The organism is Pseudomonas sp. NPDC012596 (assembly GCF_042902325.1).
Taxonomy (GTDB): domain Bacteria; phylum Pseudomonadota; class Gammaproteobacteria; order Pseudomonadales; family Pseudomonadaceae; genus Aquipseudomonas.
In genome coordinates this window covers 1-17,251 of sequence record NZ_JBIBEB010000015.1, presented here as the reverse complement: position 1 = coordinate 17,251, position 17,251 = coordinate 1, and the positions used below count along the sequence as shown (strand labels likewise).

Below are 17,251 nucleotides of genomic sequence, written 5' to 3'. Positions count from 1 at the left end.
AATGATTGATGCTTGAATTAGAAGCGGTAGTGCGAGAACGCTTTGTTGGCTTCAGCCATACGGTGAACGTCTTCACGCTTCTTGACTGCAGCACCCTTGCCTTCGGCAGCATCCAGCAGTTCGCCAGCCAGGCGCAGAGCCATCGACTTCTCGCCGCGCTTGCGGGCGTAGTCTACGAGCCAGCGCATTGCCAGAGCATTACGACGGGATGGACGAACTTCAACCGGGACCTGGTAAGTGGCACCGCCGACACGGCGGGACTTTACTTCGACCAGCGGAGCGATGGCGTCGAGAGCTTTCTCGAAGATTTCCAGGGGGTCGCTGTTCTTGCGTGCTTTGACGGTATCCAGGGCACCGTAAACGATGCGCTCGGCTACAGCCTTCTTGCCGCTTTCCATCACGTGGTTCATGAACTTGGCGAGGATTTGGGATCCGTATTTAGGATCGTCCAGAATCTCACGTTTTGCTGCTACACGACGTCTTGGCATGATAAGCCCTCAAACGGTCTTCAGGTTAGCCCGGGACGTGGGTCTTCGACCCCTGCCCGACCTTACTCTTATCGACTCAAAAAAATGGATGTGTGCAAACGGCCGATTACTTCGGACGCTTGGTACCGTACTTCGAACGACCCTGGTTACGGCCTTTGACGCCCGAAGTATCCAGAGAGCCGCGAACGGTGTGGTAACGAACACCTGGCAAGTCTTTTACACGGCCGCCACGGATCAGGACGACGCTGTGCTCTTGCAGGTTGTGGCCTTCACCGCCGATGTACGAGGAAACCTCGAAACCGTTGGTCAGACGCACACGGCATACTTTACGCAGTGCCGAGTTAGGTTTTTTCGGCGTGGTGGTGTACACGCGGGTGCACACGCCACGACGTTGCGGGCAGTTCTGCAGCGCAGGAACGTCGGACTTCTCGACCGAACGCTTACGCGGCTGACGTACCAGCTGGTTGATAGTTGCCATCTACTAGCTCCACTGATTGTCTTGCGACTCTATTGTCTTGCAAGAAAGCCAAAAATTGGCGAGACGGAGCCTCACCAAATTTAAGGGTACAAAAGTCTACGGAGGATCTTGCACCCAGTCAAGACGAGGCCCCGGCCCTCCCCGCCCGGTCATCGGCAACAATTCATGTCATCGATGGCCGTTCGGGGCTTGCCGGGGCCCTGCCCTGTACTTAGTTACCGCTGGAATTCAGCGCTTCGGTCAGTGCGGCTTCCACCTCACTGGCGCTTACACGCAGCGGTTTGTCGGCATCACGGCGACGCTTGCGCTCGCTGTGGTAGGCCAGACCGGTACCCGCCGGGATCAGACGACCCACGACGACGTTTTCTTTCAGGCCGCGCAGGTAATCGCGCTTGCCGGTTACGGCCGCTTCGGTCAGTACGCGGGTGGTTTCCTGGAAGGAAGCCGCGGAGATGAACGACTCGGTCGACAGCGAGGCCTTGGTGATACCCAGCAGCACACGGGTGAACTTCGAGATGAACTTGTCTTCGCCGGCGAGACGCTCGTTCTCGACCAGTACGTGAGTCAGTTCCATCTGGTCGCCCTTGATGAAGCTGGAGTCGCCCGACTCGGAGATCTCAACCTTGCGCAGCATCTGACGCAGGATGGTCTCGATGTGCTTGTCGTTGATCTTAACGCCTTGCAGACGGTAAACGTCCTGGATCTCGTTGACGATGTACTTCGCCAGCGCGCTCACACCCAGCAGACGCAGGATGTCATGCGGATCGCTCGGGCCGTCGGAGATAACTTCGCCGCGGTTTACCTGTTCGCCTTCGAAGACGTTCAGGTGGCGCCACTTCGGAATCAGCTCTTCGTACGGATCGCTACCGTCGGTCGGAGTAATGACCAGGCGACGCTTGCCCTTGGTTTCCTTACCGAATGCGATGGTGCCGCTGACTTCAGCCAGAATCGAGGCTTCTTTCGGACGGCGCGCTTCGAACAGGTCGGCAACGCGTGGCAGACCACCGGTGATGTCACGGGTCTTGGACGTTTCTTGCGGGATACGCGCGATAACGTCACCAACACCGATCTGTGCACCGTCAGCAACACCAACCAGGGCGTTTGCCGGCAGGAAGTACTGAGCCGGTACGTCGGTACCTGGCAGGTACAGGTCCTTGCCGTTGGCGTCGACCATCTTGATTGCCGGACGGATTTCCTTGCCAGCGGCAGGGCGATCCTTGACGTCCAGAACTTCGATGTTGGTCAGACCGGTCAGCTCGTCGGTCTGGCGCTTGATCGTGATGTTTTCTTCCATGCCCACGAAGGTCACGGTACCTTTCAGTTCGGTAACGATCGGGTGGGTGTGCGGGTCCCACTTGGCGACGATGGCGCCAGCTTCGACCTTGTCACCTTCCTTGACCGAAATCACGGCACCGTAAGGCAGCTTGTAACGCTCACGCTCACGACCGAACTCGTCGGCAATGGCCAGCTCGCCCGAACGCGATACAGCAACCAGGTTGCCGTCAGCACGCTCGACCTGCTTCAGGTTGTGCAGACGGACCATACCGCCGTTCTTCACCTGGACGCTGTCGGCAGCCGAAGTACGGCTTGCAGCACCACCGATGTGGAACGTACGCATGGTCAGCTGGGTACCCGGCTCACCGATCGACTGTGCAGCGATTACGCCGACAGCTTCACCGATGTTCACCTGGTGACCGCGTGCCAGGTCACGACCGTAGCACTTAGCGCAGATACCGAAGCGGGTTTCGCAGTTGATCGGCGAACGCACAATCACTTCGTCGATGCTGTTCAGCTCGATGAACTCAACCCACTGCTCGTCTACCAGAGTACCGGCCGGAACGATGACGTCCTCGGTGCCTGGTTTGAACACGTCACGGGCGATGACACGGCCCAGTACACGCTCACCCAGCGGCTCTACAACGTCACCGCCTTCAATGTGCGGCGTCATCAGCAGGCCCTGGTCGGTGCCGCAGTCGATCTCGGTCACAACCAAGTCTTGGGCGACGTCTACCAGACGACGGGTCAGGTAACCGGAGTTAGCGGTCTTCAAGGCGGTATCCGCCAGACCCTTACGAGCACCGTGAGTCGAGATGAAGTACTGAAGTACGCTCAGACCTTCACGGAAGTTCGCGGTGATCGGCGTCTCGATGATCGAGCCGTCCGGCTTGGCCATCAGGCCACGCATACCTGCCAGCTGACGGATCTGGGCTGCGGAACCCCGCGCACCGGAGTCAGCCATCATGTACATCGAGTTGAAGGACTCTTGCTCGACTTCTTTGCCTTCGCGGTCGATGACCTTCTCTTTCGAGAGGTTGGCCATCATCGCCTTGGACACTTCGTCGTTCGCCTTCGACCACAAGTCGATGACCTTGTTGTACTTCTCGCCCTGGGTTACCAGGCCGGAGGCGTACTGGCTCTCGATTTCCTTCACTTCATCGGTAGCGCTGTTGATGATGCGCGCTTTCTCATCCGGGATGACAAAGTCGTTCACACCAATGGACACGCCAGAGATGGTGGAGTAAGCGAAACCGGTGTACATCAGCTGGTCGGCGAAGATAACGGTCTCTTTCAGACCAACCACGCGGTAGCACTGGTTGATCAGCTTGGAGATCGCCTTTTTCTTCATCGGCTGGTTGACGACATCGTACGGCAGGCCTGCCGGTACAACCTGGAACAGCAGCGCACGGCCGACAGTGGTGTCGACGATACGGGTGTTCTTGGTGCTGGTGCCATCACGGTCGTTCACGGTCTCGTTGATACGGACCTTGATTTTCGCGTGCAGGGCAGCTTCGCCGGCGCGGAATACGCGGTCGACTTCCTGCAGGTCGGCGAATACGCGACCTTCGCCCTTGGCGTTGATGGCTTCACGGGTCATGTAGTACAGACCCAGTACAACGTCCTGCGACGGAACGATGATTGGCTCACCGTTGGCTGGCGACAGAATGTTGTTGGTCGACATCATCAGCGCGCGCGCTTCCAGCTGAGCTTCCAGGGTCAGCGGCACGTGAACGGCCATCTGGTCACCGTCGAAGTCGGCGTTGTACGCGGCACAGACCAGCGGGTGCAGCTGGATGGCCTTACCTTCGATGAGCACAGGCTCGAACGCCTGGATACCCAGACGGTGAAGGGTCGGTGCACGGTTGAGCAGTACGGGGTGTTCGCGAATCACTTCGGCGAGAACGTCCCACACCTCTGGCAGCTCGCGCTCGACCATCTTCTTGGCAGCTTTGATGGTGGTCGCCAGACCACGCATTTCCAGCTTGCCGAAAATGAACGGCTTGAACAGCTCGAGGGCCATCTTCTTCGGCAGACCGCACTGGTGCAGACGCAGGGTCGGGCCTACGGTAATTACCGAACGACCGGAGTAGTCAACACGCTTACCGAGCAAGTTCTGACGGAAGCGACCTTGCTTACCTTTGATCATGTCGGCCAGGGACTTCAGCGGACGCTTGTTCGAGCCAGTGATGGCGCGACCGCGACGGCCGTTGTCCAGCAGGGCGTCGACCGCTTCCTGCAGCATGCGCTTTTCGTTGCGCACGATGATGTCCGGCGCGGACAGATCGAGCAGGCGCTTCAGACGGTTGTTACGGTTGATCACCCGACGATACAGGTCGTTCAGGTCGGAGGTCGCGAAGCGGCCGCCATCCAGCGGTACCAGCGGACGCAGGTCCGGCGGCAGTACTGGCAGGACGGTCAGGACCATCCACTCAGGCAGGTTGCCCGAGCCCTGGAAAGCTTCCATCAGCTTCAGGCGCTTGGACAGCTTCTTGATCTTGGTTTCCGAGTTGGTCTGCGGAATTTCTTCGCGCAGGCGGCCGATCTCGTGCTCCAGGTCGATGGCGTGCAGCAGCTCGCGAACAGCCTCGGCACCCATGCGGGCGTCGAAGTCATCACCGAACTCTTCCAGCGCTTCGAAGTACTGCTCGTCGTTCAGCAACTGACCCTTTTCGAGGGTGGTCATGCCCGGGTCGATAACGACGTAGCTCTCGAAGTAGAGCACGCGCTCGATATCACGCAGGGTCATGTCCATCAGCAGGCCGATACGGGACGGCAGCGACTTCAGGAACCAGATGTGGGCAACCGGCGAGGCCAGTTCGATGTGCGCCATGCGCTCACGACGAACCTTGGCCAGGGCAACTTCAACGCCGCACTTCTCGCAGATCACGCCGCGGTGCTTGAGGCGCTTGTACTTGCCGCACAGGCACTCGTAGTCCTTGACTGGGCCAAAGATCTTGGCGCAGAACAGGCCGTCACGCTCAGGCTTGAACGTACGGTAGTTGATGGTTTCCGGCTTCTTAACTTCACCGAACGACCACGAACGGATCATTTCAGGCGACGCCAGACCGATGCGGATGGCGTCGAACTCTTCGACTTGACCCTGGTTTTTCAGCAAATTCAGTAGGTCTTTCAAGGCCTTTCCTCCTGGCGGAGCAGGAAGCGGGCTATACCAGCCCCGCCCCCCTTCGCGTCACGTGTTATTCGGTTTCCAGATCGATATCGATACCGAGCGAACGGATCTCTTTGATCAACACGTTGAAGGACTCGGGCATGCCCGGCTCCATACGGTGATCGCCATCCACGATGTTTTTGTACATCTTGGTACGGCCGTTCACGTCGTCCGACTTCACTGTGAGCATTTCTTGCAGGGTGTATGCCGCGCCGTATGCTTCCAGCGCCCACACTTCCATCTCCCCGAAACGCTGACCACCGAACTGCGCCTTACCACCCAGCGGCTGCTGGGTAACCAGGCTGTAGGAACCAGTGGAACGCGCGTGCATCTTGTCGTCCACCAAGTGGTTCAGCTTGAGCATGTACATGTAACCAACGGTCACAGGACGCTCGAACTTGTTGCCGGTACGGCCGTCGAACAGCACCATCTGGCCGCTTTCCGGCAGGTCAGCCAGCTTCAGCATGGCCTTGATCTCGCTTTCCTTGGCACCGTCGAATACCGGGGTAGCCATTGGCACGCCCTTCTTCAGGTTGTGCGCCAGAGCGAGGATCTCTGCATCGGTGAACTCGTCCAGGCTTTCCTGACGACCGCCGATCTCGTTGTAGATCTCGGTCAGGAAACCGCGCAGTTCAGCGGCTTTACGCTGCTCTTCGATCATCCGGTCGATCTTCTCGCCCAGGCCCTTGGCAGCGAGGCCCAGGTGGGTTTCAAGGATCTGACCGACGTTCATACGCGAAGGTACGCCCAGCGGGTTCAGTACGACGTCGACCGGAGTACCGTTGGCGTCGTGCGGCATGTCTTCGACCGGCATGATCACCGAGACGACACCCTTGTTACCGTGACGACCGGCCATCTTGTCACCCGGCTGGATGCGACGGCGGATTGCCAGGTAGACCTTGACGATCTTCAGTACGCCCGGTGCCAGGTCATCGCCCTGCTGCAGCTTGCGCTTCTTGTCTTCGAACTTGTCGTCCAGCAGGCGACGGCGATCGACGATGTACTGCTGAGCCTTTTCCAGCTGCTCGTTCAGTGCATCTTCAGCCATGCGCAGTTTGAACCACTGGCCGTGCTCCAGACCGTCCAGTACTTCGTCGGAGATCACGGTGCCTTTCTTCAGGCCCGCGCCACCGTCGACCACCTGGCCGTTCAGGGCAGAACGCAGACGCTCGAAGGTTGCACCTTCGACGATGCGGAACTCTTCGTTGAGGTCCTTGCGGATCTCGTCCAGCTGCATCTTCTCGATGGCCAGGGCGCGGCTGTCGCGCTCGACGCCATCACGAGTGAAGACCTGCACGTCGATGACGGTACCCTTGGTGCCGGTTGGCACGCGCAGGGAGGTGTCCTTAACGTCGCTGGCCTTCTCACCGAAGATCGCACGCAGCAGTTTTTCTTCCGGGGTCAGCTGGGTCTCGCCTTTCGGAGTGACCTTGCCGACCAGGATGTCGCCTGCGCCTACTTCAGCACCTACGTACACGATACCGGCTTCGTCCAGCTTGTTCAGAGCGGCTTCACCCACGTTCGGGATGTCCGCAGTGATTTCCTCTGGGCCAAGCTTCGTGTCACGCGCCACACAGGTCAGTTCCTGGATGTGGATGGTGGTGAAGCGATCTTCCTGAACTACACGCTCGGACAGGCAGATGGAGTCTTCGAAGTTGAAGCCGTTCCACGCCATGAACGCGATGCGCATGTTCTGGCCCAGTGCCAGTTCACCCATGTCGGTGGACGGGCCGTCGGCCATGATGTCGTGACGCTTGACCACATCACCTTTGCTGACCAGCGGACGCTGGTTGATGCAGGTGTTCTGGTTGGAGCGGGTGTACTTGGTCAGGTTGTAGATATCTACACCTGCTTCACCGGTCTCGACTTCGTCGTCAGCAACGCGAACGACGATACGGCTGGCGTCGACCGAGTCGATCACACCACCGCGGCGAGCAACCACGCAGACACCGGAGTCACGGGCAACGTTGCGCTCCATGCCAGTACCGACCAGCGGCTTGTCAGCGCGCAGGGTGGGTACAGCCTGACGCTGCATGTTCGAACCCATGAGTGCACGGTTGGCGTCGTCGTGCTCGAGGAACGGAATCAGCGAGGCGGCAACGGAAACAACCTGCTTCGGCGAAACGTCCATCAGGGTGACGTCTTCCGGCGCCTTGACGGTGAATTCGTTCAGGTGACGAACAGCTACCAGCTCGTCGATCAGTTGCTTCTTCTCGTTCATCGCGGCCGAAGCCTGAGCGATGACGTGATCAGCTTCTTCGATCGCCGACAGGAACACGATGTCGTCGCTGACCACGCCTTCCTTCACCACGCGGTACGGGCTTTCCAGGAAGCCGTACTGGTTGGTGCGGGCATAGGCTGCCAGGGAGTTGATCAGACCGATGTTCGGACCTTCAGGGGTCTCGATCGGGCACACGCGGCCATAGTGGGTCGGGTGTACGTCACGGACTTCGAAGCCTGCGCGCTCACGGGTCAGACCGCCCGGGCCGAGTGCAGAAACACGGCGCTTGTGGGTGATCTCGGAGAGCGGGTTGTTCTGGTCCATGAACTGCGAGAGCTGGCTGGAACCGAAGAACTCTTTCACCGCCGCCGCAACCGGCTTGGCGTTGATCAGGTCCTGCGGCATCAGGCCTTCGCTTTCAGCCATCGACAGACGTTCCTTGACCGCGCGCTCAACACGCACCAGGCCAACACGGAACTGGTTCTCGGCCATCTCGCCGACGCAACGTACGCGACGGTTACCGAGGTGGTCGATGTCGTCGACGATGCCTTTGCCGTTACGGATATCGACCAGGGTCTTGAGAACCTCGACGATGTCTTCCTTGCTCAGCACGCCCGAACCTTCGATCTCGGTGCGACCGATACGACGGTTGAACTTCATGCGGCCCACGGCCGACAGGTCGTAACGCTCGGCGCTGAAGAACAGGTTGTTGAACAGGGTCTCGGCGGCGTCCTTGGTTGGCGGCTCGCCTGGACGCATCATGCGGTAGATCTCGACCAGCGCTTCCAGTTGGTTGCTGGTGGTGTCGATCTTCAGGGTATCCGAGATGAACGGACCGCAGTCGATGTCGTTGGTGTACAGGGTCTCGATGCGGACAACCTGAGCCTTGGCGATCTTGATCAGCAGCTCGGTGGTCAGCTCGGTGTTGCACTCAGCCAGGATCTCGCCGGTAGCCGGATGCACGATGGCCTTGGCGGTGGTACGACCCAGGACGTATTCCATTGGAACGTCCAGCTGGTTGACACCGGCCTTCTCGAGCTGGTTGACGTGGCGCGCGGTAATACGGCGGCCTTGCTCGACGATGACTTTGCCGGTTTCGTCATGGATATCCATGACCGCCACTTCACCACGCAGACGCTGAGGTACCAGTTCCAGGCTGAGTTTCTCGCCGGAAATGTGGAACACGTTGGTGGTGTAGAAGGTGTTCAGAACCTCTTCGGTGCTGTAACCCAGGGCGCGCAGCAGTACCGAGGCCGGCAGTTTGCGGCGACGGTCGATACGGACGAACACGCAGTCCTTCGGGTCGAACTCGAAGTCCAGCCAGGAGCCGCGGTAAGGGATGATGCGAGCGGAGTACAGCAGCTTGCCGGAGCTGTGCGTCTTGCCACGGTCGTGGTCGAAGAACACACCAGGCGAACGGTGCAGCTGGGAAACGATCACACGCTCGGTACCGTTGATAACGAAGGTACCGTTCTCAGTCATCAGGGGGATTTCACCCATGTAGACTTCTTGCTCTTTGATGTCCTTGATCGCTTTGTTCGACGATTCCTTGTCGAAGATGATCAGGCGCACCTTGACCCGCAGTGGGACCGCGAAGGTCACGCCACGCAGGACACATTCCTTCACATCGAAGGCGGGTTCGCCCAGGCGATAGCCTACGTACTCCAGGGCAGCATTGCCGGAGTAGCTGATGATCGGGAATACCGATTTGAAGGCCGCGTGCAGGCCGACGTCGCGGAACTGATCCTTGGATGCTCCCGCTTGCAGGAATTCGCGATACGAATCCAGCTGGATGGCCAGGAGGTAAGGCACATCCATGACGTCCGGCAACTTGCTAAAGTCCTTGCGGATACGTTTTTTCTCAGTGTATGAGTAAGCCATCAGCGTTCCCCAGCTTGGTCACCTGCTTGTTTGGCTTCTCCCGGCGGGAGCAGCCAGAAAATCGTGCAAACCCCTTGGTTTGCGCACCCACATGGGTGTCTTGCAGCTTGTTATCGGGGCCGACCTGATCGGCCACCAATAACGGAAAAAGGCCGGTGGCATAAGCCACCAGCCATCAGCCTTCGCTCAACGCGCCGGCTGGCGTCGCAAGGTCGAGATTACTTCAGCTCGACTTTAGCGCCTGCTTCTTCCAGCTTCTTCTTAGCGTCTTCAGCGGCTTCTTTCGAAACGCCTTCAGCTACAACCTGAGGAGCGCCGTCGACTTTCTCTTTGGCTTCTTTCAGGCCCAGACCGGTCAGTTCGCGAACGGCTTTAATCACGTTCACTTTCTTCTCGCCAGCTTCAACCAGAACAACGTTGAACTCGGTCTGCTCTTCAACAACGGCAGCAGCAGCAGCTGGGCCAGCAGCGGCAACAGCAGCGGTAACGCCGAAGGTTTCTTCCATTGCTTTGATCAGCTCAACAACTTCCAGAACGGTTTTCTGGCCGATTGCTTCGATGATTTGCTCGTTAGTCAGGGACATGACTTAAATCCTGTATTGGGGTGACAGCCTACGCAGCCATCAAATTAAACATATGATTTTGAAAGAGGTTACGCGGCCTTAGGCAGCAGCAGCTTCTTTCTGGTCGCGAACGGCCGCCAGAGTACGAGCCAGCTTGCTGGTAGCGCCTTGAATAACGCTCATCAGACGTGCGATAGCTTCGTCACGGGTCGGCAAGGTAGCCAGTACATCGATCTGGTTGGCGGCAATGAAATTGCCGTCAAACGCAGCTGCCTTGATCTCGAACTTGTCCTGACCCTTGGCGAACTCTTTGAACAGACGAGCAGCAGCGCCCGGGTGTTCGTTGGAGAAAGCGATCAGGGTCGGGCCAGTGAACACGTCGTTGAGGACACTGAATTCAGTGTCAGCAACGGCGCGCTTGAGCAGGGTGTTACGTACGACACGTACGTAAACGCCAGCTTCACGAGCCTCTTTACGGAGTCCGGTCATTGCGCCTACAGTCACACCACGGGCATCAGCCACGACAGCGGACAGAGCGACTTTGGCAGCCTCGTTGACTTCAGCGACGATGGCCTTCTTGTCTTCGAGTTTAATTGCCACGGGTTTACTCCTGGTTTTTACCGTTTCATCTGGCCGAGGCCGGATGTCGTTTTGGTGTCTGATTCGGTAACGAATCGGGAGCACCATCTGCGTAGGCTTGTGGTTTAAGGCTTGCGCCGCCTACGGTCTTGGATAGCCCCCGCCAGGCAGGGACCCCAATTTTTGCGAAGGGCGCGACAAGTCGCGCCGCCGCGGTCTTACGCGCTCAGCGAGCTCTGATCGATGACCAGACCTGGGCCCATGGTGGTGCTCAGGGTAACGCGCTTGACATAGATACCTTTCGAGGAAGCCGGCTTGATACGCTTCAGATCAGCGATCAGGGCTTCAACGTTTTCCTTCAGCTTGCCAGCTTCGAAGCCGACTTTGCCTACGGAGGTGTGGATGATACCGTTTTTGTCGGTACGATAGCGAACCTGACCAGCCTTGGCGTTCTTGACAGCCGTGGCGACGTCTGGGGTAACGGTACCGACTTTCGGGTTAGGCATCAGGCCGCGAGGACCCAGAACCTGACCCAGCTGGCCTACAACGCGCATGGCATCAGGCGATGCGATGACGACGTCATAGTTCAGGTCGCCGCCTTTCATTTCGGCAGCCAGATCGTCCATACCTACACGGTCAGCGCCGGCAGCCAGAGCGGCCTCAGCAGCTGGACCCTGGGTGAAGACAGCAACGCGTACGGTCTTGCCAGTGCCGTGTGGCAGCACGGTAGCGCTACGAACGACCTGGTCGGATTTACGCGGGTCAACGCCGAGGTTGACGGCAACGTCGAAGGATTCGCTGAACTTCACAGTGGACAGTTCGGCCAGCAGCGCAGCTGCGTCTTCGAAGTTGTAAACTTTGCCAGCTTCGATTTTCGAAGCAATAGCCTTTTGGCGCTTGGTCAGCTTAGCCATTACACACCCTCCACGTTCAGGCCCATGCTGCGGGCAGAGCCAGCGATGGTGCGTACAGCAGCGTCCAGGTCAGCAGCAGTCAGATCAGCCTGTTTAGCCTTGGCGATATCTTCCAGCTGAGCACGGGTCACGGTACCGACTTTGACGGTGTTCGGGCGAGCCGAACCACTGGTCAGGCCAGCAGCTTTCTTCAGCAGAACCGAGGCAGGGGTGCTCTTGGTTTCGAAAGTGAAGCTACGGTCACTGTAAACAGTGATGATCACAGGAGTCGGCAGGCCGGCTTCTTGACCCTGAGTACGGGCGTTGAAGGCCTTGCAGAATTCCATGATGTTCACACCGTGTTGGCCCAGTGCTGGACCAACGGGTGGGCTTGGGTTGGCCTGGCCGGCCTTAACTTGCAGCTTGATGTAAGCCTGAATCTTCTTAGCCATGAGCTACTCCAATATCGGGTACAAACGCCTGAAGGCTCCCCGGATGACTTGCGTTTTATCCCAGTGACGACAAAACCCCGCAGCACACAGGGCTGCGGGGTATGGGATGCTTCGTCCGCCTAGACCTTTTCGACCTGGCTGAACTCGAGCTCTACCGGAGTAGAGCGACCGAAAATGAGCACCGCCACCTGGAGGCGACTCTTTTCGTAGTTAACCTCTTCGACACTACCATTGAAGTCAGCGAACGGACCGTCAATGACTCGAACCACTTCACCTGGTTCGAACAGCGTCTTCGGCTTCGGCTTGTCGCTACCGTCGGCAACGCGACGCAGGATGGCCTCGGCTTCTTTATCGGTAATCGGCGCCGGCTTGTCGGCGGTACCACCAATAAAGCCCATCACACGAGGGGTGTCCTTGACCAAGTGCCAAGTCCCTTCGTTCATCTCCATCTGGACCAGAACATAGCCAGGGAAGAATTTGCGCTCACTTTTGCGCTTCTGGCCGTTACGCATTTCAACGACTTCTTCGGTCGGGACCAGGATCTCGCCGAAACCGTCTTCCATGCCTGCCAGCTTGACGCGCTCTACCAGGGAGCGCATAACATGCTTCTCGTAACCCGAGTAAGCATGCACAACATACCAACGCTTAGCCACGGGACACCTTTAGCCAACGATCAGGGAGACCGCCCAGCCGAGCAGGGAATCAAGACCCCACAGCAGCAGTGCCATAACCAGCACGACAGCCACGACAATCAGCGTGGTCTGGGTGGTTTCCTGGCGGGTCGGCCACACGACTTTACGGATCTCAGTACGAGCTTCCTTCGCCAGCGCAAAGAACGACTTACCCTTCGCAGTCTGCAGAGCTACGAAGCCAGCGACAGCAGCCAGGGCGAGAAGTGCGAGAACGCGGTACAGGATTGGAGAGGCGGAGTAATATTGATTACCCACGACACCAACAACAACCAAAGCCACTACAGCCAGCCACTTGAACAGATCAAAACGCGTTTCTTGGGCTTCAGTTTTGGGAGTCATCGGGGAGGATCCTGTAAGAAGAAAGCCAATCACACCGAGGTGAATGGCAGGTCAGGAGGGAATCGAACCCCCAACCTACGGTTTTGGAGACCGTCGCTCTGCCAATTGAGCTACTGACCTGTAACGCTGTATCAGGCCGGCCATTATACCGACCTGATCAAGTAAATCAACTACTTATTCGATAATTTTTGCCACGACGCCGGCGCCGACGGTACGACCGCCTTCACGGATAGCGAAGCGCAGACCGTCTTCCATTGCGATGGTCTTGATCAGGGTAACAGTCATCTGAATGTTGTCACCTGGCATTACCATTTCAACGCCTTCCGGCAGTTCGCAGTTACCGGTCACGTCAGTGGTACGGAAGTAGAACTGAGGACGGTAGCCTTTGAAGAACGGAGTGTGACGACCGCCTTCTTCCTTCGACAGAACGTAGACTTCTGCGGTGAACTTGGTGTGCGGCTTGACCGAACCTGGCTTGACCAGAACCTGACCACGCTCAACGTCGTCACGCTTGGTACCACGCAGCAGAACGCCGCAGTTCTCGCCAGCACGACCTTCGTCCAGCAGCTTGCGGAACATCTCAACACCGGTGCAGGTGGTGGTGGTGGTGTCACGCAGACCAACGATTTCCAGGGCGTCCTGAACGCGGACGATACCACGCTCGATACGACCGGTAACAACGGTACCACGACCCGAAATCGAGAACACGTCTTCGATCGGCATCAGGAACGGCTGGTCGATGGCACGAACTGGCTCAGGAATGTAGCTGTCCAGAGTCTCTACCAGCTTCTTGACAGCGGTAGTGCCCATTTCGTTGTCGTCTTTGCCTTCCAGGGCCATACGAGCGGAACCGATGATGATCGGAGTATCGTCGCCTGGGAAGTCGTAGGTGGACAGCAGGTCGCGAACTTCCATCTCGACCAGTTCCAGCAGCTCAGCGTCGTCTACCAGGTCAGCCGTGGTCAGGAAGACCACGCTGGACGGACCGCCAACCTGACGGGACAGCAGGATGTGCTCACGGGGTTGTGGCCGCGGACCATCGGCGGCCGAGCAAACCAGGATCGCGCCGTCCATCTGGGCAGCACCGGTGATCATGTTCTTCACGTAGTCAGCGTGACCTGGGCAGTCAACGTGAGCGTAGTGACGAATGGTCGAGTTGTACTCAACGTGAGCGGTGTTGATAGTGATACCGCGCGCTTTTTCTTCCGGAGCCGAGTCGATCTTGTCGAACTCAACGATTGCGGAACCGAAAACTTCGGAGCAAACGCGAGTCAGAGCCGCGGTCAGAGTGGTCTTACCGTGGTCGACGTGGCCGATAGTGCCGACGTTGACGTGGGGAAGGGAACGATCAAACTTTTCCTTAGCCATCGATACAATCCTCCGCAGAAGAAATAGTCTTGCGCTGATAAAACAAAGGCAGATATTTTCATATCTGCCTTGTTTATATGGAGCTCTTGAGCGGACTTGAACCGCTGACCTCACCCTTACCAAGGGTGTGCTCTACCAACTGAGCTACAAGAGCGAAACACTTTGTGCAAAATCCAGCAAACTTGGAGCGGGTAGCGGGAATCGAACCCGCATCATCAGCTTGGAAGGCTGAGGTTCTACCACTAAACTATACCCGCGGAGCTTGCGGCTCTCGCTAAAACTGGTGGAGGGAGAAGGATTCGAACCTTCGAAGCTCGCGCAACGGATTTACAGTCCGTCCCCTTTGGCCGCTCGGGAATCCCTCCAGATGTGGCCGGCATTCTATGTTGCTGCCGCCCTAGTGTCAAGCTCTTTTTCAAATTTTTTCAATCAAATCTGAAACTTAGCTACTTTGACACCGCTTTCAGTTCTACCACCTGAGTGGTGTTCCCTGTGAAGCGGGCGCCATTCTATCAAGCTATTCGCCAGTTGCAATACCCTGGCAGAAAATAATTTTATGTTTTAAGTCTTTGAAATCGTTGGAAAGAGTGGCGAGGACGGTTTGGTCCAGCAAACGCTCGCTTTCGGGCGCGACCTTCAGCCAAAGCCCATCGGCGCCAGGCAGCTGACCGGATACCGGCAAAGCGTTGATATCCAGACTCAGCAACCGCTGACGCAGTGCCTCAAGCTGATCTTTAGCTGCCAGACCACCCACAACCAGGCATTCATCCCGACGCCGAGCCGGCGCCGAGACACCGGTTTCACGCAACAGGCGAATTTCCTGTTGATTGCCTTTATACAACGACAGTGGGGCGACATCCTTGGCTTTGAGAGGGGCTTCCTGTTGATGCCATACGTAATAAAAGACGTTGAGCACCAGCAACAGCAGAAACAACCAACGCATACACACCTCAGTCCAATGGGCAGGCCATTGCAAGACCAACGAATACCAGGTCAGGCACCACACGCGCCTGCGGCGCAGCCTCACGTACCAGCGGTGCATCGCCGCCGGTAAGGAACACTGTAAACGCATCACCCCACAAGGCACGCGCTTGCTCGAGCTGAGTGCGGGCAAAGCCCTGGAGCATGAGCACGCAACCGCGCTCCACGGCTTCAACGGTTGAGCGCCCAGGGGCAAGGCTGTTCAATGCACGCTCTGCGGAAGCATCGTCGTAGCGGATTCGCCGGGTATGAGTACGCAGCTGGCTACGCATCAATGGCATGCCTGGGCAAATATACCCCCCCAGATGCTCGCCATCCGCGGCGATGAAGTCGGCTTTTGCAGCAGTACCCAGATCGATTACCAGGCAAGCCCCCTTGGCCAAATGGAACGCGCCCAAAGCCGCGAGCCAACGATCCATGCCCAAACGCTCGAAGTCTGCATAGCCGTTACGTACACCGGCCATTTCCTGAGCCGGTGCCGCGACGCGCGCCACTACGGAAAACGCCTGGGCGATCAAACCGCAGAGAGCAGCGGTTTCATCTTCACTGCGAACGCTGACGACGCGGCAACCCGACAAGCGCAATGATGCCAGGGCACTGACCTCAGCAACCAGAGCCTGGTCCGAGTCAACAATGCCACCGCCCACAATCGTAGCGTCGGCCGCATGAATGACACGCCATTTGATAAAGCTGTTACCGCAATCGAGCTCAAGAATCATCACACAACCTCAAACTGAGCTCACCACCACTGAAGCTCTTTTCCACACCGTCGACCTCAAGGCGTAACCCGCCCTGCCCGTCCACACCCAGCACCATTCCATCGACACGGGCACTGCCGGCAATCAGCGACACCTTACGCCCTTGCCACAAGTGTGCCTGCTCCCACTCTTCCTGGAATGCGGCAAAGCCATAGCGGCGGTGACGTGCCAATTCGTGCTGGAGCTGCTGACTGAGCATGGCCACCAGACGATTGCGATCAATTGTCACACCCGCCTCGCGCCTCATTGAGGTCCACTCCTGGTCGACCTGGTCATTAGCCTGCATGTTCACATTGATGCCGATACCGAGGACGACGTGACAAACATCCGCAGGATCACCGACCAGCTCAAGCAGGATGCCAGTGATCTTCTGACCACGCACAAGCACATCGTTGGGCCACTTCAACCCTACATCCTTGACACCGAAACCCTGCAGGGTCCGCATGACTGCCAGGCCCACCACTAGGCTCAAGCCCTCGAGCTGACGCATGCCACCTTCGACACGCAGTACGAGGCTGTAATAGAGGTTTTCCGCAAATGGGCTTATCCATTGACGACCGCGGCGCCCACGCCCAGCGCTCTGGCGCTCGGCAAGCACCAAAAATGGAGCAGCCTGCCCCTGGCCGGCAAGCCGAAGCCCTTCAGCATTGGTCGAATCAATGGTGTCATGGATGAAAACGGGCCACTGGTTACCGTCGGCGAACTCGGCAATCGCGTTCGCTTCGAGCAGGGCCAGAGGCGCCGCAAGCTGGTAGCCACGCCCACGAACCTTGTGAACAGTGAGATTCAGCTCACTCTCCAGGTGCTGCAGCTGCTTCCAAACGGCGCTGCGGCTAACCCCAAGGGCTACCCCCAAGGCTTCCCCGGAATGGAACCGGCCATCCTTGAGGAGATTCAACAACTTCAGCATGCCAGTCTCGACTTGGAATAAGGCTGGCATGATAGCTATGGGTAGTGGGCTTGCATAGGAAAAGGGCCGCTCGAAAAGCTCACGAACACAGAGTTTTTCGGCCAGAAAAGACAAAACCCCTACCTGCTCGCGCAGATAGGGGTTTTGCGAAATGAATCTTGACGATGACCTACTCTCACATGGGGAAACCCCACACTACCA

The 17,251-nt window shown here is 57.9% G+C and carries 14 protein-coding genes and 4 tRNA genes; all 18 read right to left on the bottom strand.

Features of this window, described 5'->3' with window-relative positions:
* Positions 1-17: 17 nt before the first annotated feature.
* Complete coding sequence (rpsG, locus tag ACFY68_RS18090) at positions 18-488, bottom strand: 30S ribosomal protein S7 (protein WP_003246741.1); 471 nt, start codon at positions 486-488, stop codon at positions 18-20.
* Between the two features lie 106 nt (positions 489-594).
* Entirely contained in the window at positions 595-966 is a 372-nt protein-coding gene (gene rpsL / locus ACFY68_RS18085) for a 30S ribosomal protein S12 (protein ID WP_003255492.1), read from the bottom strand.
* Between the two features lie 211 nt (positions 967-1,177).
* Positions 1,178-5,377, bottom strand: a complete 4,200-nt coding sequence (gene rpoC / locus ACFY68_RS18080; protein ID WP_346614691.1) for a DNA-directed RNA polymerase subunit beta' — start codon at positions 5,375-5,377, stop codon at positions 1,178-1,180.
* Between the two features lie 64 nt (positions 5,378-5,441).
* Positions 5,442-9,515 carry a DNA-directed RNA polymerase subunit beta gene (gene rpoB, locus ACFY68_RS18075; RefSeq protein WP_346614692.1) on the bottom strand — a complete coding sequence of 1,358 codons (4,074 nt, stop codon included), beginning with the start codon at positions 9,513-9,515 and terminating at the stop codon, positions 5,442-5,444.
* A gap of 218 nt (positions 9,516-9,733) precedes the next feature.
* Positions 9,734-10,099, bottom strand: a complete 366-nt coding sequence (gene rplL / locus ACFY68_RS18070; RefSeq protein WP_007957596.1) for a 50S ribosomal protein L7/L12 — start codon at positions 10,097-10,099, stop codon at positions 9,734-9,736.
* Positions 10,100-10,177: 78 nt separating this feature from the next.
* The gene (gene rplJ, locus ACFY68_RS18065) at positions 10,178-10,678 is read right to left on the bottom strand and encodes a 50S ribosomal protein L10 (protein WP_346614693.1); all 501 of its coding nucleotides are present in this window, start codon (positions 10,676-10,678) and stop codon (positions 10,178-10,180) included.
* A 197-nt stretch (positions 10,679-10,875) separates the two neighbouring features.
* Positions 10,876-11,571: a 50S ribosomal protein L1 gene (gene rplA / locus ACFY68_RS18060; protein WP_346614694.1), complete on the bottom strand. Its 696-nt coding sequence runs from the start codon at positions 11,569-11,571 to the stop codon at positions 10,876-10,878.
* Positions 11,571-12,002 carry a 50S ribosomal protein L11 gene (gene rplK / locus ACFY68_RS18055; RefSeq protein ID WP_003255500.1) on the bottom strand — a complete coding sequence of 144 codons (432 nt, stop codon included), beginning with the start codon at positions 12,000-12,002 and terminating at the stop codon, positions 11,571-11,573. Before rplK ends, rplA begins: the two co-directional genes overlap by 1 nt.
* 119 nt (positions 12,003-12,121) lie before the next feature.
* Complete coding sequence (gene nusG / locus ACFY68_RS18050; protein ID WP_346614695.1) at positions 12,122-12,655, bottom strand: transcription termination/antitermination protein NusG; 534 nt, start codon at positions 12,653-12,655, stop codon at positions 12,122-12,124.
* 9 nt (positions 12,656-12,664) lie between these two features.
* Complete coding sequence (gene secE, locus ACFY68_RS18045; RefSeq protein ID WP_136912669.1) at positions 12,665-13,033, bottom strand: preprotein translocase subunit SecE; 369 nt, start codon at positions 13,031-13,033, stop codon at positions 12,665-12,667.
* A 44-nt stretch (positions 13,034-13,077) separates the two neighbouring features.
* Positions 13,078-13,153: transfer RNA gene (locus ACFY68_RS18040), tRNA-Trp, on the bottom strand.
* A gap of 54 nt (positions 13,154-13,207) precedes the next feature.
* The gene (gene tuf / locus ACFY68_RS18035; RefSeq protein WP_387529982.1) at positions 13,208-14,401 is read right to left on the bottom strand and encodes an elongation factor Tu; all 1,194 of its coding nucleotides are present in this window, start codon (positions 14,399-14,401) and stop codon (positions 13,208-13,210) included.
* A 78-nt stretch (positions 14,402-14,479) separates the two neighbouring features.
* Positions 14,480-14,555 (bottom strand) — tRNA-Thr (locus ACFY68_RS18030).
* Positions 14,556-14,584: 29 nt separating this feature from the next.
* Positions 14,585-14,658: transfer RNA gene (locus ACFY68_RS18025), tRNA-Gly, on the bottom strand.
* Between the two features lie 24 nt (positions 14,659-14,682).
* Positions 14,683-14,766: transfer RNA gene (locus ACFY68_RS18020), tRNA-Tyr, on the bottom strand.
* Between the two features lie 152 nt (positions 14,767-14,918).
* Complete coding sequence (locus ACFY68_RS18015) at positions 14,919-15,344, bottom strand: hypothetical protein (RefSeq protein WP_387529979.1); 426 nt, start codon at positions 15,342-15,344, stop codon at positions 14,919-14,921.
* A 7-nt stretch (positions 15,345-15,351) separates the two neighbouring features.
* Positions 15,352-16,101: a pantothenate kinase gene (locus ACFY68_RS18010; protein ID WP_387529976.1), complete on the bottom strand. Its 750-nt coding sequence runs from the start codon at positions 16,099-16,101 to the stop codon at positions 15,352-15,354.
* Positions 16,091-17,050, bottom strand: coding sequence for a bifunctional biotin--[acetyl-CoA-carboxylase] ligase/biotin operon repressor BirA (gene birA, locus ACFY68_RS18005; RefSeq protein ID WP_387529973.1), 960 nt, complete (start codon positions 17,048-17,050; stop codon positions 16,091-16,093). Before birA ends, ACFY68_RS18010 begins: the two co-directional genes overlap by 11 nt.
* Positions 17,051-17,251: the final 201 nt, after the last annotated feature.